This window comes from Marinobacter salicampi (assembly GCF_011074795.1).
GTDB lineage: Bacteria > Pseudomonadota > Gammaproteobacteria > Pseudomonadales > Oleiphilaceae > Marinobacter > Marinobacter salicampi.
This window is the reverse complement of sequence record NZ_JAAMPF010000018.1, coordinates 431,986-450,051: the sequence shown is the minus strand read 5'-3', so window position 1 is coordinate 450,051 and position 18,066 is coordinate 431,986. Positions and strand designations below refer to the sequence as shown.

The 18,066-nt window shown below is 58.4% G+C and carries 19 protein-coding genes and 1 other RNA gene; 15 read left to right on the top strand and 5 right to left on the bottom strand.

Annotation, left to right across the window (positions count from 1 at the left end; all coding sequences use genetic code 11):
• Positions 1 to 130 precede the first annotated feature (130 nt).
• On the top strand, positions 131 to 841 hold the full coding sequence (locus G7W63_RS11105; protein ID WP_166257494.1) for a ZrgA family zinc uptake protein: 711 nt from the start codon (positions 131 to 133) through the stop codon (positions 839 to 841).
• 30 nt (positions 842 to 871) lie between these two features.
• Here G7W63_RS11105 and G7W63_RS11100 read toward each other — a convergent pair whose 3' ends face one another.
• A complete protein-coding gene (locus tag G7W63_RS11100; RefSeq protein WP_166257491.1) occupies positions 872 to 1,393 on the bottom strand; it encodes a DUF3299 domain-containing protein in 522 nt (173 codons plus the stop codon).
• 56 nt (positions 1,394 to 1,449) lie between these two features.
• On the opposite strand from G7W63_RS11100, the gene G7W63_RS11095 reads away from it, so the two are divergent.
• The 6 genes from G7W63_RS11095 to G7W63_RS11070 all read left to right on the top strand — a co-directional run bounded on the left by G7W63_RS11095 (position 1,450) and on the right by G7W63_RS11070 (position 4,911).
• Positions 1,450 to 2,145: an ABC transporter ATP-binding protein gene (locus tag G7W63_RS11095; RefSeq protein ID WP_242634390.1), complete on the top strand. Its 696-nt coding sequence runs from the start codon at positions 1,450 to 1,452 to the stop codon at positions 2,143 to 2,145.
• On the top strand, positions 2,142 to 3,401 hold the full coding sequence (locus G7W63_RS11090) for an ABC transporter permease (protein WP_166257485.1): 1,260 nt from the start codon (positions 2,142 to 2,144) through the stop codon (positions 3,399 to 3,401). The genes G7W63_RS11095 and G7W63_RS11090 overlap by 4 nt, the downstream gene beginning before the upstream one ends.
• Positions 3,402 to 3,528: 127 nt before the next feature.
• Positions 3,529 to 3,735, top strand: a complete 207-nt coding sequence (locus G7W63_RS11085) for a TIGR02449 family protein (protein ID WP_166257482.1) — start codon at positions 3,529 to 3,531, stop codon at positions 3,733 to 3,735.
• The gene (locus G7W63_RS11080) at positions 3,735 to 4,028 is read left to right on the top strand and encodes a cell division protein ZapA (RefSeq protein ID WP_166257480.1); all 294 of its coding nucleotides are present in this window, start codon (positions 3,735 to 3,737) and stop codon (positions 4,026 to 4,028) included. The genes G7W63_RS11085 and G7W63_RS11080 overlap by 1 nt, the downstream gene beginning before the upstream one ends.
• A 61-nt stretch (positions 4,029 to 4,089) precedes the next feature.
• A non-coding RNA gene (gene ssrS / locus G7W63_RS11075) (6S RNA) lies at positions 4,090 to 4,268 on the top strand.
• 10 nt (positions 4,269 to 4,278) lie between these two features.
• Complete coding sequence (locus tag G7W63_RS11070) at positions 4,279 to 4,911, top strand: 5-formyltetrahydrofolate cyclo-ligase (protein WP_166257477.1); 633 nt, start codon at positions 4,279 to 4,281, stop codon at positions 4,909 to 4,911.
• Between the two features lie 5 nt (positions 4,912 to 4,916).
• On the opposite strand, the gene G7W63_RS11065 is transcribed toward G7W63_RS11070, so the two are convergent.
• A complete protein-coding gene (locus G7W63_RS11065) occupies positions 4,917 to 5,072 on the bottom strand; it encodes a hypothetical protein (RefSeq protein ID WP_166257474.1) in 156 nt (51 codons plus the stop codon).
• Positions 5,073 to 5,216: 144 nt separating this feature from the next.
• Positions 5,217 to 6,758: a threonine ammonia-lyase, biosynthetic gene (gene ilvA / locus G7W63_RS11060; RefSeq protein WP_166257471.1), complete on the bottom strand. Its 1,542-nt coding sequence runs from the start codon at positions 6,756 to 6,758 to the stop codon at positions 5,217 to 5,219.
• Between the two features lie 212 nt (positions 6,759 to 6,970).
• Between ilvA and rpiA the strand changes: the two genes are divergently transcribed.
• From rpiA to ppa, 3 genes are all read left to right on the top strand, one after another.
• Positions 6,971 to 7,651: a ribose-5-phosphate isomerase RpiA gene (gene rpiA, locus G7W63_RS11055; RefSeq protein WP_166257468.1), complete on the top strand. Its 681-nt coding sequence runs from the start codon at positions 6,971 to 6,973 to the stop codon at positions 7,649 to 7,651.
• A 95-nt stretch (positions 7,652 to 7,746) separates the two neighbouring features.
• Positions 7,747 to 8,886 (top strand): acyl-CoA dehydrogenase family protein, encoded by a 1,140-nt coding sequence (locus G7W63_RS11050; RefSeq protein ID WP_166257465.1) that lies wholly within the window; start codon positions 7,747 to 7,749, stop codon positions 8,884 to 8,886.
• Between the two features lie 154 nt (positions 8,887 to 9,040).
• Entirely contained in the window at positions 9,041 to 9,568 is a 528-nt protein-coding gene (gene ppa, locus G7W63_RS11045; protein WP_166257462.1) for an inorganic diphosphatase, read from the top strand.
• Between the two features lie 70 nt (positions 9,569 to 9,638).
• On the opposite strand, the gene G7W63_RS11040 is transcribed toward ppa, so the two are convergent.
• The gene (locus G7W63_RS11040) at positions 9,639 to 10,688 is read right to left on the bottom strand and encodes a DUF2333 family protein (RefSeq protein ID WP_166257459.1); all 1,050 of its coding nucleotides are present in this window, start codon (positions 10,686 to 10,688) and stop codon (positions 9,639 to 9,641) included.
• 149 nt (positions 10,689 to 10,837) lie between these two features.
• Positions 10,838 to 12,826, bottom strand: coding sequence for a bifunctional diguanylate cyclase/phosphodiesterase (locus G7W63_RS11035; RefSeq protein ID WP_166257456.1), 1,989 nt, complete (start codon positions 12,824 to 12,826; stop codon positions 10,838 to 10,840).
• Between the two features lie 203 nt (positions 12,827 to 13,029).
• Here G7W63_RS11035 and G7W63_RS11030 point away from each other — a divergent pair, with 203 nt between their 5' ends.
• The 5 genes from G7W63_RS11030 (at position 13,030) to prmA (ending at position 18,051) form a co-directional block, all read left to right on the top strand.
• Entirely contained in the window at positions 13,030 to 14,643 is a 1,614-nt protein-coding gene (locus G7W63_RS11030) for a diguanylate cyclase (RefSeq protein ID WP_166257453.1), read from the top strand.
• 231 nt (positions 14,644 to 14,874) lie between these two features.
• Positions 14,875 to 15,315: a type II 3-dehydroquinate dehydratase gene (gene aroQ, locus G7W63_RS11025; RefSeq protein ID WP_166257450.1), complete on the top strand. Its 441-nt coding sequence runs from the start codon at positions 14,875 to 14,877 to the stop codon at positions 15,313 to 15,315.
• Between the two features lie 20 nt (positions 15,316 to 15,335).
• On the top strand, positions 15,336 to 15,791 hold the full coding sequence (gene accB / locus G7W63_RS11020; protein ID WP_166257448.1) for an acetyl-CoA carboxylase biotin carboxyl carrier protein: 456 nt from the start codon (positions 15,336 to 15,338) through the stop codon (positions 15,789 to 15,791).
• A gap of 13 nt (positions 15,792 to 15,804) precedes the next feature.
• Positions 15,805 to 17,154 (top strand): acetyl-CoA carboxylase biotin carboxylase subunit, encoded by a 1,350-nt coding sequence (gene accC, locus G7W63_RS11015; protein ID WP_166257446.1) that lies wholly within the window; start codon positions 15,805 to 15,807, stop codon positions 17,152 to 17,154.
• Complete coding sequence (gene prmA / locus G7W63_RS11010; protein WP_166257443.1) at positions 17,155 to 18,051, top strand: 50S ribosomal protein L11 methyltransferase; 897 nt, start codon at positions 17,155 to 17,157, stop codon at positions 18,049 to 18,051.
• The last annotated feature ends 15 nt before the right edge of the window (positions 18,052 to 18,066 follow it).

The following is an 18,066-nucleotide window of genomic DNA, read 5'->3' as shown; positions in this document are numbered from 1 at the left end:
GGCAATGCCGCTATCGTAACATTGGCCTGCAGCAAACACACCGGCCGGACCTACCCTGGGCATGTTGACCTGACGGTTTTTCCGTGTAAATTACGTTATAACATATCAATTATTTACCGGGAGTTTTCGAATGTCAGGCAGCGTGCGATCCATTACTCAACTCTTCCGGCTCAGTTCCACTACTGCCGTGCTACTGGCGCTGGGCTCGCCCATGGTGGCCGGATCCGAGCCCGGGGTCCACAGCCACGGCACAGCCCAACTGCAGGTGGCCCGGGAAGGCCAGACCCTTGATATTCTGTTCGAGACCCCTGCCTATAATCTGGTCGGGTTTGAGCATGCTCCCAAAAACGCCAATCAGGAGCAGGCAGTCGCCAAAGCCGAGGCCTGGCTCTCTGAAAGGCCACTCCTTGATACCGGAACGGCAACCTGCGAGGTCACCGCTGCAAGCGTCAGCCATGGCCTTGGGTCCAGTCCGGCATCGGCAAGAGCCGAAGGCCATGAAGATCAACATGACCATGAAGACTCTTCACACAACCACGACCAGAATCAGAGCGACGGCGAGCATCACGACGACCATGGTGCCGCCCACCATGAAACCCACGACGGGCATGATCATGGGCATGAGCAGGCCCATGACGATGAGGCCGGGGCAACACACAGCGAATTCGAAGTCGCCCAGCAACTGACCTGTTCCGGCGCTGAACCCGTTCAGACCCTGATCAGCCCGTTGTTTGGGCGTTTCAATGCTCTGGAACAGCTGCATGTGGAGTGGGTAAGTGGCGGCGGCCAGGGCAGTGTCCGGCTTCAGTCGGCCGACGATCACTTTGAGATTGCACCCTGATCCTAGGCTGCTGGGCAGGTGAAAAAAGGGCTATTCATAGGGCACCACGTCTTCAGCGTTGATGGCATAGGATGCGGTGCCGATATCATGCTCGGTGCGACTGATGGTCAGGTTGCCCTCAACCCAGTAAGGATCGTACAGGACATCAAGCTCTATGCCCTCAGGATAGGTAACGTGGATGATCTGGTTGGGTGGCGGTGGCGGCACATGAATACAGGCGCCATAGTAGGGCACCAGGAAAAATTCCACGATACGCTGGCTTTTACCCACGGTCTTCAAGGGCACGATGAATCCGGGAATGCGGGCGGGGGTGTTGTCCATTTCAGGAACCACCCGGCCGGTCATGATTTCGTCTGGCAGACTCATGGGACCGTCTCCCTCATGCTCTATTTCTGGCATACTTTCCAGCAGCTTGAGGTCTTCTTCGGGCATCAGTTCAAGCCAGTCCAGCTCCTGCCATTGGGTTTCCGCCAGCGCAGACGCGCCTGACAGCAGGAGCCCGAGCACCAGACTGATGCAACCGGCAGAAATTTTCGTTTTGGTCAGCCCCATCAAATTCACCTCAGTTTCAGATAACGCCATGATACATGCACTCAAGGTCCACTGACATGACAGACGCAGCCCAGGTCAGTTCCGCGCCCGCCATTACAACCAGGGATCTCACCTACCGGTGGCCAGGTGCTGACCTGGTCATAACCTACCCGGACATCACCCTGGCCAGGGGGCAGCACCTGTTCCTTCAGGGCCCCAGCGGTAGCGGAAAAAGCACCCTGCTCAGCATGCTGTGCGGTCTGGCCAGCGCCCAGGCAGGCAAACTGGTGGTAATGGGCGAAGATCTACGGGCGCTCTCAGCCGGCAAGCGGGATCAGTTCCGGGCCGACTATCTGGGTGTGATTTTCCAGCAATTCAATCTGGTGCCCTACCTGAACACCACCGCCAACGTCACCCTACCCTGTCGTCTGTCCCGCCGGAGGCGCCAGCGGGTAACGGGATCACCGGAGCAGGAGGCGTCCAGTCTGCTTAAGGCCCTGGGCCTGGAGCCAGGTGACTGGCAGCGGCCCGTCACGGCCCTGAGTGTGGGCCAGCAGCAGCGTGTTGCAGCCGCCCGGGCCCTGATCGGTGGACCTTCGGTGGTTCTTGCGGATGAACCCACTTCAGCACTGGATACGGACAACCGCGACCGCTTCCTTGAACTGCTGCTGGGTCAGGCAAAGGCCCAGGGCACCTCGGTGATTCTGGTCAGTCACGACCCGGGCCTTGCCAACCACTTTGATGCCTCCATCAGCCTGGGAGCCCCCTCATGAACCTGCCGGTGACCCTTTCCCTCGCCCTGGCAAGCCTGTGGCACAGGCGTGGCGTTCTGGCCCTGGTGACGCTGACACTCACCCTGAGCGTCACGCTCCTGCTCGGTGTCCAGTATGTCCGGACCGAAGTCAGGCAGGCCTTCAGCAATACCATTTCCGGCACCGATCTGATCGTCGGTGCCCGCAGCGGCCAGCTCAATCTATTGCTGTACTCGGTCTTCCACATGGGTGATGCCACCAATAACATCAAATGGCAGAGCTACCAGAGCCTCAGGAAGGACCCCCGCATCGAATGGACTGTGCCCATTTCTCTGGGCGACAGTTACCGGGGCTACCGGGTCGTCGGAACCAACGAAAGCTACCTTGACCACTTCCGCTACGGTGACGGTCACGCGCTAAGCTTCACAAAGGGCCACTGGTTTGCCGACACCTTCGAGGTAGTGCTGGGGGCCGATGTCGCGCGCAAGCTGAACCACAAGGTGCCCGAGGAGATCGTCCTGTCCCATGGTACCGGCCGGGTCAGCTTCATGAATCACGACGCCCATCCATTCAGGATCAGTGGCATTCTCAAAGCGACCGGCACGCCGGTTGATCAGGCGGTGTATGTCAGTCTTGAGGGCCTGGAAGCCATTCACATCGGCTGGGAATCAGGCGTTGCTATCCCGGGTCAAACCGTTTCCTCGGAAAAGGCCAGGGCCCTCGAGCTCACGCCCAAATCGATTACCGCAGCTCTGGTTGGCATCGAACGGAAGGTGATGACCTTCCAGGTCCAGCGCCAGATCAACCAGTCGGATCTGGAGCCGCTGACCGCGATTTTGCCGGGTGTAGCGCTTAACGAGCTCTGGCGCATCCTGGGGCAGTTCGAACGCACGTTGCTGGGTATCACAGGCTTTGTGGTGGTAACCAGCCTCATCGGGCTGGTAGCCGTTCTGCTGGCACTGCAGGCGCAGCGACGGCAGGAGATCAATATCTTGCGGGCTGTCGGAGCGTCGCCGCGACTCATCGGCTCGCTCTATGTGTTGGAATGTACGCTTCTCGCTCTGGTATCGTGTCTGCTGGCGCTTGCCCTGGGTGCCCTGCTGATCACAGTTCTGGGGCCCTGGCTAGCGGAAAACTACGGTGTAGTAGTGAGGTTGCGGCTGCTGGACAGTACAGAATGGCTAATACTGGCGGCAGTCCCTGTTGCCGGGCTGCTGGTGGGTTTCCTGCCGGCATGGCGGGCGAACCGCAAGCTTGCACAGACCAGTGGGTTCTGAAGCCAGACGCTGTCAGGAGGCGCCGGAAAATGCGGCACAGCACCCGTCTGACACGGCGGTAAATTGACCGTCTCCTATACCGCACTTATAGTTAGTCACATTCCATAACTACGATGTTGGATACACCATGGATCAGCCCGAACTGCAAGCCTTGGCGAATAAGCTGGATCGCCTGGTCGAGCGATGCCGAAAACTGGAACAGGACAACGCTTCCATGCGGGAACTGCAGGATGACTGGAACCGCGAGCGGGCACAGCTCATGCAGAAGAACGACCTCGCCAAGAACAAAATCGAAGCCATGATTGGCCGCCTCAGAGCTCTGGAGCAACACTGATGTCGCAACAGCCGACAACCGTCGAAGTCAATATCCTCGACAAGGAATACCTGGTCGCCTGCCCACCCGACGCCAGAGATGCCCTGCGGGAATCTGCCCGGCACCTGGATGCGAAAATGCGGGAGATACGTGCCAGTGGCAAAGTATTCGGGACCGAGCGAATTGCCGTCATGGCGGCCCTGAACATCACCCATGAGATGCTTGAGAAGAGCACCATGTCAGACGGGGCAGCCAGCCTGCTGCGGGACATGGACCATAAGCTTGACGAAGCCCTGGGTGAAAACAACAGCTAAACGCTGGCATTCGAGCACAGCGGATTTGCAATTGGCCCCGGTCCTCCCCGTATAATGAACTAACTTCCTGGGCTGTTCGCTGGTCGGATACGTCCTCGAGCCGATGCTTAAACCAAAGGTGGCCACTTCAGGGCATTGTGAGCACGTCCCCCACGGGGGAAAGCCTAATATGTCACAGCGGCCACCACCTTGAACCTTGGGTTCAAGGACCATGTCCGATAACGGCAGCCCGGGAAGCTTTTTTTCAGAGATGCAGATACCCTCCCCAGATTCCTTCGAAGCTGAATCCGATCGCCCTTCACGCCAGGAGTTACGAAAACTTCTTCGCCAGAAGCGCTGCGCGCTGAGCCCCCAGCAACAGCGCCACGCTGCCCGAAGTCTGTCCCGACAGCTGTTGGGCCACCCCATGCTTTATCGGGCGCGACATATTGCCGTATACCTGCCAAACGACGGTGAGATCGATCCCGGGGTTTATGTGGAGCAGGCCCGCAAGCGGGGCATCAGGTTCTACCTGCCGGTGCTGCACCCGATCCACACGGGGCGGCTTGTTTTCAGCCCGTATGGACCGGACACCGCTCTGAGACCCAACCGTTTCGGGATACCCGAGCCCTTGTTCAGCAACGGGCTGGAGCGCCCAGCCTGGGCCATGGATGCGGTGTTGATGCCTCTGGTGGGCTTTGACCGGCACGGCGGTCGTCTGGGCATGGGGGGCGGCTTCTACGACCGCACGTTCGCCTTCGTGAGGCGCCTGCCCGGCCTGTCACCCAGGCTGATCGGCCTGGCGCATTCAATCCAGGGCATGAACCTGCTGCCGGTCCAGCCATGGGATATTCCGCTGCACGGGATAGTCACCGACCAGGACCGCCATCAGGCGCGACCCTGAGCATCTCAGGGCCTGACCAGGCCGTATTCCGTTGGCTCCACCAGGGGCGGTGTTGCCAGAGCTTCATCTTCAGACGCGTGAATGGTCGTGAATCCGCTGATTACGAGCCCAATAGCGAAAACAAGAAGCAGTGCCCGGATCATATCAGGCTTGCGTTCCATAACGATTTTCTCCAACGCGCAGCCCGATAAAGCCGCGCAGAATCAGACAGCTAATGTAAACTTCAAGAATTAGCTGAAAGACTACCACCCATCCCGACTTTTACAATTTTTAACAGATTAAACTATGTTAATTTATTGTAAGCTTTATCCAGATTTTTCAACGCCGTTACCCTTACCCAGGAACAGCCGGTAAGCCTCGTTCTCGGTCACGTCTTCATAGCTGAAACCGATCTTGTCGAGCATGGACTCGAAGGCTCTGCTTTCGCCCTCGCCTACCTGGGCGCCCATGAGCACCCGACTGTAAGCCGAACCATGGTTACGGTAATGGAACATCGAGATGTTCCAGCGCGTTCCCAGGGACATCAGGAATTTCATCAGGGCGCCAGGACGCTCCGGAAACTGGAACTGATACACCTTTTCGCTTCCCACCGTCGGCGCGTGGCCGCCAACCATGTGGCGAATATGCTGCTTGGCCAGATCGCTGTCGGTGAGATCCACCACGCCATAACCGGTCTCACGGAGATCCTGGACCAGTTCGTCGCGACCCAAACCACCGTGCTGGATCTGGATACCGACAAATATGCGGGCTTCGTCCGAATCCGAATAGCGATAGTTGAATTCCGTTATGCTGCGCTTGTGAAGGGCATTGATAAATGCTTTGAAAGCGCCTGGCCGCTCCGGAATGGTAACGGCGAGAATGGCTTCGCGCTTTTCCCCAATCTCAGTGCGCTCGGAAATATAGCGCAGGCGGTCAAAATTCATATTGGCGCCACTGAGTGTGCCGATCAGGTTCTCGCCTTCAATTTCTTCTCGCTCCACATACTTTTTGATGCCGGCGACAGCCAGCGCACCTGCCGGTTCGGCTATGGAGCGGGTGTCTTCAAACACATCCTTTATGGCGGCGCAGATTTCGTCTGTGGACACTGTGATCACTTCATCCACATGATCCTTGCAGATCTCCCACGGAAAGGCGCCAATCTGTTTTACAGCGACGCCATCGGCAAACAGGCCTACTTCATCCAGGATCACGCGCTCGCCGGCAGCGAGCGCCGCCTGCAGGCAGTTGGAATCCTCCGGCTCTACACCGATGACCTTGACCTCAGGCCTGAGGTACTTGATATAGGCGGCCATGCCGGCAATGAGGCCGCCGCCGCCGACACAAATGAAGACGGCATGGATGGGCTTGGTGAACTGCCACATGAGCTCCATGGCCACCGTGCCCTGACCGGCGATCACATCTGGATCGTCATAGGGCGGGATATAGGTATAGCCATGCTTGGCGATCAGCTCCTGGGCATGGGCCGCGGCCTCATCGAAGGCGTCGCCCCTGAGTACCACTTTAGCGCCGTGGTCCCGCACCGATCTGACCTTGATGTCAGGGGTGGTCTGGGGCATAACGATAACCGCCTTGATACCCAGCTTCTTTGAGGCCAGGGCGACCCCCTGGGCATGGTTGCCTGCCGAGGCACAGATAACCCCTTTCGCTTTCTGGACCTCCGACAACTGGGCAATCCGGTTATAGGCACCACGAATCTTGAAAGAAAATACCGGCTGAAGGTCTTCACGTTTCAGGAAGATATTGTTCCTGAAACGTTTGGATAAACTGCGGGCTTCGGTCAGGGGCGTTTCGATGGCCACATCGTAGACCCGGGCATCCAGAATTTTTTTGATGTAGCGTTGGGGCATAAGGTTTCGTTCCAGTTACACGGTAAATCAGGCAGACGGACACTTTCAGGGCGATAAACACAGGCGCGACATGCGCGCAAACGAACAGTGTAGGAAGTTTACGGAGGTTCCGTCTATAACCGGACCATTGTGCACACCATATTAGTGATAAAATCCTCAGTTCGGGATCCCAAGCCCGACCAACAATCCCAAGCCCGACAAATGGAGCAGCCATGAACCAGGATGAACTGAAACAGGCCGTGGCCAAGGCCGCCCTCGACTACATCGCCCCGCGCCTGAACAGCAACAGCATCGTCGGGGTTGGCACCGGCAGCACCGCCAATTTCTTTATTGACCTGCTGGCCGGCATCCGTATGGATTTCGACGGCACCGTGGCAAGCTCCGAAGCCACAGCCGAACGATTGAAAAAACACAATATACCGGTGTATGAACTCACCAGCGTGTCCGATCTGGAGTTCTATATCGACGGTGCCGATGAGGTGAACGAGCACTTGGAAATGATCAAGGGCGGTGGCGGTGCCCTGACCCGGGAAAAAATCGTTGCTGCCGTCGCCAGGACCTTTATCTGTATCGCTGACGAGTCAAAGCGTGTGGCCACGCTCGGCCAATTTCCGCTGCCAGTGGAGGTGATCCCCATGGCCCGGAGCCATGTGGGGCGGGAGATCGTCAAGCTTGGCGGGGACCCTGTCTACCGAGAAGGCGTGGTCACCGACAATGGCAATATCATCATCGACATCCATAACATGGACCTTGGCCGGCCGATCAAGGTGGAAGAGCGCCTGAATCAGATCGTGGGGGTGGTTACCAATGGCCTGTTTGCCCATCGGCCCGCCGACCTGCTGCTGCTGGGCACAGCCAGTGGAGTAGAGAGTAAGCCCCGGCCTCAGATCTAGTCCGGAACGGCCCGACAGCCCAAACCAAGCGCTTGCTTGGCTTGGGCATTTCAGCGACACTGCCTTCTCCGGTTGCCAACAGAGGGCTTTGATCCGTGTCCGACTATTTCAACGAAACCCACCAGCAGGCCCGTCTGAGTGCGCGCCGTTTTATCCAGACCCATGTGCTGCCTTTCATTAACGATTGGGAGGAGGCCGGGGAGTTCCCCCGCGAACTCTACCGTCAGGCCGGCGATGATGGCTTGCTGGGCATCGGCTTCCCCGAAGCCCTCGGCGGCACCGGTGAGAATGACATTTTCCTCAAGGTCGCTGTCAGCGAAGAGCTGATGCGCTCCACGTCCGGCGGACTTGTAGCCAGCCTCGGCTCTCTGGATATCGGCCTGCCGCCGGTAGCCAAATGGGCGCGCCCGGAGGTTCGCGACCAGATCGCTCCCAAAGTCATCAGTGGTGAGCGCATCATCTCGCTGGCGGTGACTGAGCCCGGCGGCGGGTCTGATGTGGCCAACCTGAAAACCCGGGCGGTTCGCGAGGGCGATCACTACCGGGTCAATGGCAGCAAGACGTTTATTACCAGCGGCACGCGCGCCGACCACTACACCGTGGCGGTCCGGACCGGAGGCGAAGGTCATGGCGGCGTCAGCCTCCTGCTGATCGACCGGGACACCCCCGGATTTTCTACTGGCAGGAAACTGCGCAAGATGGGCTGGTGGGCCAGTGATACGGCAGAGCTCTTCTTCGAGGATTGCATGGTGCCGGCTAACCGGCTGATCGGGGTCGAGAACGCAGGCTTCATCGCCATCATGAGCAATTTCCTGCAGGAACGGCTGAGCCTGGCCATTATGGCTTACATGACGGGCGAAATGGCGCTCGAAGCTTCAATGGCTTACGCCAAGGAACGCCAGGCATTCGGCCGGCCGATCAATGGCTTCCAGGTGACCCGCCACAAACTGGTCGACATGGCGACCCAGGTCGATATTGCACGGGAGTACACCTATCGCGCCGCCGCCCTGATGCAGGCCGGCAAGAACCCGGTCAAGCAGGTGGCCATGGCCAAGAACTTCGCCACCGAGGTCTGTGAGTCGGTCACCCGCGAAGCAGTGCAGATCCACGGCGGCATGGGTTACATGCGGGAGTCGGTTGTCGAGCGCCTGTATCGCGACGGCAAGATCCTGTCCATCGGTGGCGGTACCACTGAAATCATGAAAGAGCTGATCGGCAAGCAGATGGGGCTGTAGCTTCAGCGCTTGGGGACACTGGCGGTCCGGACGGTATTCCGGCAATCGAGACTGAACCCTCCACCATGGTTTAGTTTCGATCGCCACCGGATACCCGTATAATTGCGTCCACTTTTTAAACGCAGTTTCATCGGACTCAAGAAAGGATCGCGCAATGAACTTTGATCATATCCCCGCTGGCAAGAACCCACCGGAAGATATTTACGTCGCTATCGAAATCCCCGCCAACAGCTCGCCGGTCAAGTATGAAATCGACAAGGACATGGGCGCCCTTCTCGTGGACCGCTTCATGGCAACCCCCATGTTCTACCCGGCCAACTATGGTTTCATTCCCCACACCCTGGCAGATGACGGCGACCCGCTGGACGTGCTGGTAATCACCCCATACCCGGTCCAGGCTGGCTCCGTGATTCGCTGCCGTCCGGTAGGCGTACTGAACATGGAAGATGAAGCTGGCGGTGACGCCAAGCTCGTTGCCGTGCCCCATGACAAGCTCACTAAGGCCTACCAGGACGTCAAGGACATTGAAGACGTACCCCAGCTACTCCGCGACCAGATCCAGCATTTCTTTGAGAACTACAAAACTCTGGAGCCTGGCAAGTGGGTCAAGGTCCAGGGCTGGGACAACGCCGCCGCTGCTCGCAAGGCCATCGAAGACTCGGTAAAGAACTACGGCCAGTAATTTTCGGCCTGGCAAAAAAAGCCGGACAGGCTGACCTGTCCGGCTTTTTTATTGCTGATACGCGCCTGCTCTAGCCCCGGGAGAGCAGCTCGCGCAGGTCGCTGATGGCAGAGTTGGCCCGGGAAATATAGGCCGCCATGGTCAGGGAATGGTTGGCCACCAGACCGTAGCCACTGCCGTTCAGTACCATTGGGCTCCACATGGCGCCCTGGGTCCCTTCCAGCTCGATGATGACCTGGTGCACACTGGCCAGGGCATTCTTGTCATTCAGAACCTTTCTGAAATCCACCTCTATCGCCCGGAAAAAATGCAGCAAAGCCCAGGCACTGCCCCGGGCCTCGTAGAAGACATCGTCAATCTTGGTCCAGGGCGTCTGCACGTCTTCGCTGCCGTAGGCTTCCGTTAGCGGTTCATCCATGTTGGCCTCGGCAATGGCATCGCTGACCGCGCCTTTACCGACACTTTCACCCAACGCCCTGGAAATGCTGCCCAGACGAGTTTCAAGATCTCCCAGCCAGCTGTTCAGATTGTCTGCCCGGGCGAAGAACTGGGCACTGGGTTGATCAGGGTTCGACAAACGGGCACGGTAACGCTTGAGCGCACTGATGGCCCGCCGGTATTCAGCTTCGGTGGAGGGCAAGGCCCAGCTGTCACTGTCAAAATGAAACTGGGGTTCGGCAATCACCAGATCCTGATCTTCCGATGACTGGCTCTGGGACCGGCTCATGTCCTTGCGTAGGGCACGGGACATGTCCCGCAGCTGAACCAGTACGCCAAATTCCCAGGCCGGGATATTGTCCATCCAGACCCCCGGAGGAAAAATATCGTTGGAGAGGTAACCACCGGGCTTGTCCAGCAGTGTCTCGGCAACTTTTATCACAGTGGTGGTAGTGGTAAAGCCGACGACAGGTTCTCGCTGCATCTCACGGGCGACTTCATTGGCGTGTTCACGGACTGCAAATGTGTCCGGTTCGCTGCTCCAGTAAATGCCCAGAATCACTGTCACCAGAAGATAGATAAGAAGCAGTACGCCAATGATTTTTAGGATGCGGCCACTGCCCGAGTGATCGTCCATGCCGTCTTTACGACCACGAAAATAACTTGTGACTCGGCTAAACATACTTATATACCTTATTTGTGCATGGCCACCCAGGGAGCGCCCATTGGCATGGCAATCGGATGCAATGAATAATTCGGGCCTGCCCGCGTCATGCGCTACGAATAGCGTTTAACGATGCCGTAATCATACGGCAACTGCAAGGTACTGGTTCAGGCCAGATCGGGGCCCGCTTCAATCGGGACCGGCCGCCCCAGATGGAAGCCTGCCGCTCTATCGATGTTCAGGGCCTGCAGAACCCCCCAGTCGGTCGCTGTTTCAACTCCGGTAACGTAGACCTTGATCCCCCGACTGTGGGCAATCAGCACGACCGACTCCAAGTAAAAGCGGTTATCTTCCTGATAGGCTATGTCCCTGACGAAACTCTGATCGATCCTCAGCGCCTGTAAAGGCAGCTGTCGCAGATAGCTAAAGGGCACTCCGCCTGCACCAAAGCCGTCGACAATAACCCCAACGGACAGATCCCTGAGGCGCCTGACCAGTGTCGAGACCTGGTTCCAGTGGTGATGGACAGCATGCTCCTGGATCCCTACTTGCAGCCGGAGCCTGGCCTGGGCCGCATCCTCCAGCCGGGCCAGCAGCGCTGACTGGAAGTCCGCGTCTGCGACCGAGGTGTTGCCCAGGCTGATCATCAGCACCTCGTTCTGATCTTCAGCCAACCGCGCCAGGGTACGTTCGACCACCATCAGGTCAAGCCGGGCCATAAGTCCGAACCGCTCGGCCATAGGTGCAAACACGGCGCCTCGGACCCACTCATTTTCCAGTCGCAACCGGCAGAATATCTGACCGGCCCTGGGGGTCGCCCCGTCAGGACCATAGACCGGCTGTCGCATCAGCTGTAGGCCATCCTGATCCAGCGCTTCGCTGATCAGCAGGCGCCAGGATTCGCCGGGATAACCGGTCATGGTCTGATCTGCCTGCTGACAGTTGCTGTGGTCCGATGTCTGGGCCTGTCTCAGGGCCTGATCAACTACAGCCAGGCCATCCCGAGCCGACATCTCCAGGTCGATACGCGCTACGCCGCAGTGGACAGCCACTTCAACCGGCGCTGCAAAGTCAGCATAGATACCATCGAGCTCCGTCATCAGTTGCCGGCACCAGTAGAGTCCGTCTGTCAGTGCCGCGCCTGGCATGAATACCGCAAACTCGGCCCCTGTGCGGCGTGCGGCAAACGCCCGGTTATGTTCCAGTACAAAGTTTTTCAGTTCCGCCCCGAGCCTAAGCAGAAGCTGGTCTGACTGGGCCCGTCCGTGTGTACGGTTGACCTGCCCGAAGTTGGCCAGTTGCAACAGGGCAATAACGCCGGCCCCGGCGGTTTCCTCTGCTTCCACCTCCACCTTGAGGCGCTGGTCAAATGCCTGACGGCCCATCAGGCCGGTGACCGGATCTTCACTGTTGATCTTACGCAAGTGCTGGACCAGCCGGGACTGGCCTTCAAACAGCTCCTCCAGGTCATCTGCCATCTGATTCATGGCGAGGGTGACCCGGTCCAGGTCCCTGGAAGGCGCCGACTCCAGCCGCCGGCTGAAGTCCCGGTGGCCGATGGCTTCGGCCTGCACCTCAATGGCCCTGAGGGGTCGCAGCATGCGCATCAGCACCCAGTAAAGAATCGCCAGGGCAAGACCGCCTACGACGGCTGAGGTGACAAGAAAAAGCCAGGCAACGCGCCACAGATCCCGATAGGCACGGCCGGGGTGGCTTACGACGGTTACCGCTCCCAGGCGCTGCCAGCCGCGAACAACTTCGGCCCCCCCCACCGGAGTGGGCAGCTGGACAACGGAGATGAACCAGTCTGGCACGGCAAAGTCGTCCAGTCCTGCGGTGCGCTCGACTACCAGTTCGCCGTCTATATTGTGGTACTGAATGCTGAGGTAGCGGCCGCTGTCGAATGTGGCATCGATCAGAGTCGCCGAGGCGATGGGATCGCGCCCGTCGATGGCGTTGGAAAGTGATAACCCGACCGCAGTTGCTGCATCCTGGGCATGACCCTGGAGCTGGTCGGCGATATAGTCCCGGAACCGATCGAAGCTGATGGTGACACTCACCAGCAGGAGCAGCAGGATCAACCCGCCGGTGTACGACAGTAACAGTGTCTGCAGTGTCAGTTTTTTTCCGGGCTTCTGGTTATGGCTGAATCGCATCCCTGCCTTGCCTCATCCTGTAGGTAGTGTCTATGGCTAATGTAACGAAACGTCCGTCGCGCTTCTTGGGAATCTTGCCTGCGCCGAAACCCAGGCAGAGTTGACAAACATTTACACGGCGTCACCTACGTCGACAACTTTAAACACTATAGACTCTGTAAACGAACTAGTGTGATAACGAGAAGAAAACACGGCGGAGCCCAATGAACGACGAAAACCAGAAAGAGAAACTGAGGCTGCATTTCGCCCGTCGCGTCACTACCCAGGCCAGGGTCGTACTGGACACATGGCAGAAAATGCGGGCCCATCCTGACGGCGCACCTGCATTCCGCAATGACCTCAGCGCAGCGGCCGAAAAGCTGGTGCGGTATGCCCAACGCTTTGAAATGGAAAAGCACGCCATTGCCGGGCAGCGCCTGGTCGAACTTCTGGTGAGATGGTCTGCAGACACCTCGCTTGAGCCTACGCTCATGGACGAACTCCAGGCCGCCATGGACGCTCTCAACCAGAGCACCCAACGCCGGGCTGACCAGGACGAGACCGGCTCGCCCCGCACGTTCCGCCGTACACCCGTCTATGTTGCCATTAGCAATATGGAAATGGCGTCCCGGCTGATCAAGCAACTGGAATTTTTCGGGTTCAGAGCATCTGCCTTTGACACCCAGGAAAGCCTGGTGGAAGCCTGTGCTCTGCACAAGCCGGAAACCATCCTCATGGATGTTAATTTCGGCGGCACGGCCAACGCCGGCATTGCCACGGTGGAAAAGCTTCAGGGACGCCATGACACCCCCATTCCCATAGTCTTCATGAGTGATGAGGACGGCACCATCCAGACCAGGCTGCGGGCCTCCCGCTGCGGCGGCGAGGAGTTCTTCTACCCGGCGGTGGACCCGGGCCAGCTGATCGAGAAAATCGAAACCTACACCCATGGCAATACGGTCGAGCCCTACCGGGTCCTGGTGCTGGACGATTCGCGGGCCCAGGCCAAGTTCATGGAAACGGTGCTGAAAAAGGCCGGCATGACTGCCCATATCATCACTGACCCGATGCAGATCATCACTGCGCTGGAATCGTTTGCCCCGGAAATCATTATTCTTGATATGTACATGCCAGGCTGCACAGGCATGGAAATCGCCCGGGTGATCCGACAACAGGACCGGTTCCATAGTGTACCGATCATCTATCTGTCCGCAGAAGATGATGTCAGCAAGCAGCTACACGCCATGAGCCTGGGCGGCGACGACTTCCTGACCAAGCCCATTGATCCGAAACATCTGATTGCCACCATCCACAACCGGGGCCGCCGCGCCCGTTCGCTGCTGGCGCTGATGATCCGGGACAGCCTGACAGGCCTGTACAACCACACCCATACGCTTTACCTGCTCGACCAGGAAATCGTCAAGGCACGGCAGAAGGGGCACTCCCTGTGCTTCGCGATGCTGGACATCGATTATTTCAAGAAAGTCAACGATACCTTCGGGCACCCTATTGGCGACCGGGTTCTTCGCAGCCTGTCCATGTTCCTCAAGCAGCGTCTGCGCAAGACGGACCACATAGGTCGTTATGGTGGCGAGGAATTCGCCATTATTCTGCCCGACACCCGGGAGAGCGACGCCCGCAGTGTGCTGAACGAAATCCGCGAGCGCTTTTCAGAATTGCTGCAGCCTGCAGGTGACCGCGAATTCAACGTGACCTTCAGCAGCGGTGTCGCCTGCTGGCAGGACGACAGCTCCCAGGCCCTGTGCGAACGGGCAGACCGTGCGCTATACAACGCCAAGGCCCAGGGCCGGAACTGTGTGATTGCCGCCGAAGACTAGAGTCCCGCTTCATCCCCCGATTTCCCCCACCCGGGCCGAACCACGAGATGTTATGAAACCAACGTCTTATGGACTCGGCCGGCCTCCATCCCGACAATGGTTGCCGGTGCGGTGTGTGCTCGCTCTTGTGTCAAAAAGTGTTGAACCGAAACGCATAAGCACGCACCATGACTGGAAAATGTCGTTAATTTCGGCGATCCTGTTTAAATCACACCAAGGCAGAAAGTTAGCATGGCCACGATTCTGGTTCTGCATGGCCCCAACCTGAACATGCTCGGCGTCCGGGAGCCCGAGGTGTACGGTCATGAAACTCTGGCAGACATCAATGACCGGTTGCAGAAGCAAGCCGCCGACCAGGGCCACCACCTGCTGTTTTTGCAGTCCAATGCCGAATATGAACTGATCGACCGGCTCCACGATGCGCGAGCCGAAGGTGTCGACTACATTGTAATAAACCCGGCGGCTTTCACGCATACCAGTGTAGCGCTCAGGGATGCCCTTCTGGCTTCGGGCATCGGGTTTATAGAGGTGCATCTGTCGAACGTGCATGCACGTGAAGCCTTCAGGCGCCACTCCTATTTTTCTGATATCGCCGATGGCGTTATCTGCGGCCTCGGCAGCTTCGGCTACGACCTGGCCCTGCAGGCTGCGCTAAAACGCATACAACGATAAGAGACCAACGGGACTGAATTATGGACATTCGTAAAATAAAGAAGCTGATCGAATTGATCGAGGAATCCGATGTAGAGGAACTCGAAATTCGGGAGGGGGACGACTCGGTACGTATTTCACGCCGTCGCGAGCAGCCTTCCGGGGGCATGATGATGTCCCACTACGCGCCCCAGCAGCAACCCCAGCCAGCCCAGGCTCCGTCAGCGCCGCCGGCAGAGCCCGCAGCGCCGGAAGGACCCAAGGGCCACGTGGTCAAGTCGCCCATGGTCGGGACCTTTTACGAGGCGCCCTCGCCAACCGCCAAGGCCTTTGTGGAAGTAGGCCAGAGCATCAAGGCCGGCGACGTTATCTGTATCATCGAAGCCATGAAGATGATGAATCAGATTGAGGCCGACAAGAGCGGCACCGTCACTGAAATTCTGGTGGAAAACGGCCAGCCGGTCGAATTTGACCAGCCCCTGTTCACCATCTCCTGAGTGTAACTGACCCATGGCCATGATCGAGAAAGTGCTGATAGCCAACCGGGGTGAGATAGCACTCCGGATACTCCGAGCCTGCAAGGAACTGGGCATTCGTACCGTTGCGGTCCATTCCCAGGTCGACCGGGAGCTGATGCATGTACGGCTTGCGGATGAATCCGTCTGTATAGGACCCAACAGCGCCACCGACAGCTACCTGAACGTGCCTGCCATTATCAGTGCGGCTGAAGTGACCGACTCAGTCGGCATCCACCCGGGCTACGGTTTCCTTGCCGAGAACGCCGATTTTGCCGAGCAGGTGGAAAAATCCGGCTTCCGGTTCATCGGCCCCCCTGCCGATGTGATTCGCCTGATGGGCAACAAGGTCTCGGCCATCAATTCCATGATCAAGGCCGGGGTTCCAACCGTGCCAGGATCAGATGGTCCTGTCACCAATGACGACGAGCGCACCCTCAAGGTTGCCCGACGCATCGGCTACCCGGTTATCATCAAGGCTGCGTCCGGTGGCGGCGGTCGTGGTATGCAGGTTGTTCACACCGAGGCTGCACTGCTCAAGAGCATCCAGATTACCCAGACCGAAGCCCGTACCGCCTTTGGTGATGAAACCGTGTATCTTGAAAAGTACCTGGAGCGGCCGCGTCATGTGGAAGTCCAGGTGCTTGCGGACACTCACGGCAACTGCATTCACCTGGGCGACCGCGACTGCTCCATGCAGCGTCGCCACCAGAAAGTCCTGGAAGAAGCGCCAGCGCCCAACATTGATCCGGACGCCCGGGCGAAAACCCTCAAGGCCTGTGTCGATGCCTGCAAGGAGATCGGCTATGTGGGCGCAGGTACTTTCGAGTTTCTGTACCAGGACGGCAACTTCTATTTTATCGAGATGAACACCCGCGTTCAGGTAGAGCACCCGGTATCGGAAATGGTGACGGGCGTCGACATTGTTCGTGAGCAACTGAGAATTGCCAGTGGGCTGCCGCTTCAGTACAGCCAGGAGGATATCAAGATTTCCGGCCACGCCATGGAGTGCCGGATCAACGCCGAAGACCCCAAGACCTTCGCTCCGAGCCCCGGCACCGTGAAGCACTATCACGCCCCGGGCGGCAATGGGGTTCGCGTTGATTCCCATCTCTACAGCGGCTATACCGTGCCCCCGTTCTACGATTCCCTGATCGGCAAGCTGATCACCTGGGGGGACGACCGGGAGATCGCCCGCCGGCGCATGAAAAACGCCCTTGATGAGCTTCTTGTTGAAGGCATCAAGACCAACCAGCCACTGCACCGCAACCTGATTCGGGACGGTGGCTTCAAGCAGGTAGACTTCACCATTCACTACCTGGAAAAGCTCTTACGGGGTCAATGAATGCCGTGGATTCAACTACAGATCCCGGCTGATCCGGACAACGCCGATCAGCTCGAGGATCTTCTGATGGAGATGGGCGCCAACGCAGTCTCCATGGAAGACGGCGCTGACCAACCCCTTTACGAACCGGATCCAGGCACAACGCCCCTGTGGCATGAGACCCGGGTGACGGGCCTGTTCGAGTCCGACCGCGACATTGCACAGTTGTGCAGCGAAATCCGCGATGCCTGGCACCGCCAGACCCAGCAGTCGCTGCCTGACATCGACGTTACCCTGGTTGAAGACAAGGACTGGGAGCGGGCCTGGATGGAAGACTTCAAGCCCCTGCAATTCGGGGAGCGGCTCTGGATCGTCCCCAGCTGGAGTGACGCACCCGATCCGGATGCCGCCAATTTACTTCTCGATCCGGGCCTGGCTTTCGGCACCGGCACCCACCCGACCACAGCCCTTTGCCTTGAGTGGCTGGATGGCCACCCGATCGCCGGCCGGCAGGTAATCGACTACGGTTGTGGCTCAGGCATATTGGGCCTCGCGGCCTTGTTGCTCAACGCCCGCCATGTCATAGGGGTGGACACCGACCCGCAGGCCCTGGAGGCCAGCCGTGAAAACGCTCGCCGTAATAACGTGCCCGAGCACCAGCTCGAACTTTATCTGCCCGGCGACGAACCGGAGGTACAGGCTGATATCATGCTGGCCAATATTCTGGCCCAACCATTGATTTCTCTGGCCCCCAAACTGGCGTCACGGGTCTTCCCGGGCGGTGACCTTGTACTGTCAGGGATTCTGTCGAATCAGGCCCGGGAAGTCATGGCCGCCTACGAGCCCTGGTTTGTCATGGATGAGCCGGAACAGCGCGAAGAATGGGTCCGCCTCACAGGGCGACGCAGAGACAGATGACGAACAGAGCCTGAG

What these genes read in the sequence shown, in the direction of transcription:
- G7W63_RS11105 (WP_166257494.1), top strand. Translation starts at nt 131, where the DNA reads ATGTCAGGCAGCGTGCGATCCATTACTCAACTCTTCCGGCTCAGTTCC.
- G7W63_RS11100 (WP_166257491.1), bottom strand. Translation starts at nt 1,393, where the DNA reads ATGGGGCTGACCAAAACGAAAATTTCTGCCGGTTGCATCAGTCTGGTG.
- G7W63_RS11095 (WP_242634390.1), top strand. Translation starts at nt 1,450, where the DNA reads ATGACAGACGCAGCCCAGGTCAGTTCCGCGCCCGCCATTACAACCAGG.
- G7W63_RS11090 (WP_166257485.1), top strand. Translation starts at nt 2,142, where the DNA reads ATGAACCTGCCGGTGACCCTTTCCCTCGCCCTGGCAAGCCTGTGGCAC.
- G7W63_RS11085 (WP_166257482.1), top strand. Translation starts at nt 3,529, where the DNA reads ATGGATCAGCCCGAACTGCAAGCCTTGGCGAATAAGCTGGATCGCCTG.
- G7W63_RS11080 (WP_166257480.1), top strand. Translation starts at nt 3,735, where the DNA reads ATGTCGCAACAGCCGACAACCGTCGAAGTCAATATCCTCGACAAGGAA.
- G7W63_RS11070 (WP_166257477.1), top strand. Translation starts at nt 4,279, where the DNA reads ATGCAGATACCCTCCCCAGATTCCTTCGAAGCTGAATCCGATCGCCCT.
- G7W63_RS11065 (WP_166257474.1), bottom strand. Translation starts at nt 5,072, where the DNA reads ATGGAACGCAAGCCTGATATGATCCGGGCACTGCTTCTTGTTTTCGCT.
- ilvA (WP_166257471.1), bottom strand. Translation starts at nt 6,758, where the DNA reads ATGCCCCAACGCTACATCAAAAAAATTCTGGATGCCCGGGTCTACGAT.
- rpiA (WP_166257468.1), top strand. Translation starts at nt 6,971, where the DNA reads ATGAACCAGGATGAACTGAAACAGGCCGTGGCCAAGGCCGCCCTCGAC.
- ppa (WP_166257462.1), top strand. Translation starts at nt 9,041, where the DNA reads ATGAACTTTGATCATATCCCCGCTGGCAAGAACCCACCGGAAGATATT.
- G7W63_RS11040 (WP_166257459.1), bottom strand. Translation starts at nt 10,688, where the DNA reads ATGTTTAGCCGAGTCACAAGTTATTTTCGTGGTCGTAAAGACGGCATG.
- G7W63_RS11035 (WP_166257456.1), bottom strand. Translation starts at nt 12,826, where the DNA reads ATGCGATTCAGCCATAACCAGAAGCCCGGAAAAAAACTGACACTGCAG.
- G7W63_RS11030 (WP_166257453.1), top strand. Translation starts at nt 13,030, where the DNA reads ATGAACGACGAAAACCAGAAAGAGAAACTGAGGCTGCATTTCGCCCGT.
- aroQ (WP_166257450.1), top strand. Translation starts at nt 14,875, where the DNA reads ATGGCCACGATTCTGGTTCTGCATGGCCCCAACCTGAACATGCTCGGC.
- accB (WP_166257448.1), top strand. Translation starts at nt 15,336, where the DNA reads ATGGACATTCGTAAAATAAAGAAGCTGATCGAATTGATCGAGGAATCC.
- accC (WP_166257446.1), top strand. Translation starts at nt 15,805, where the DNA reads ATGGCCATGATCGAGAAAGTGCTGATAGCCAACCGGGGTGAGATAGCA.
- prmA (WP_166257443.1), top strand. Translation starts at nt 17,155, where the DNA reads ATGCCGTGGATTCAACTACAGATCCCGGCTGATCCGGACAACGCCGAT.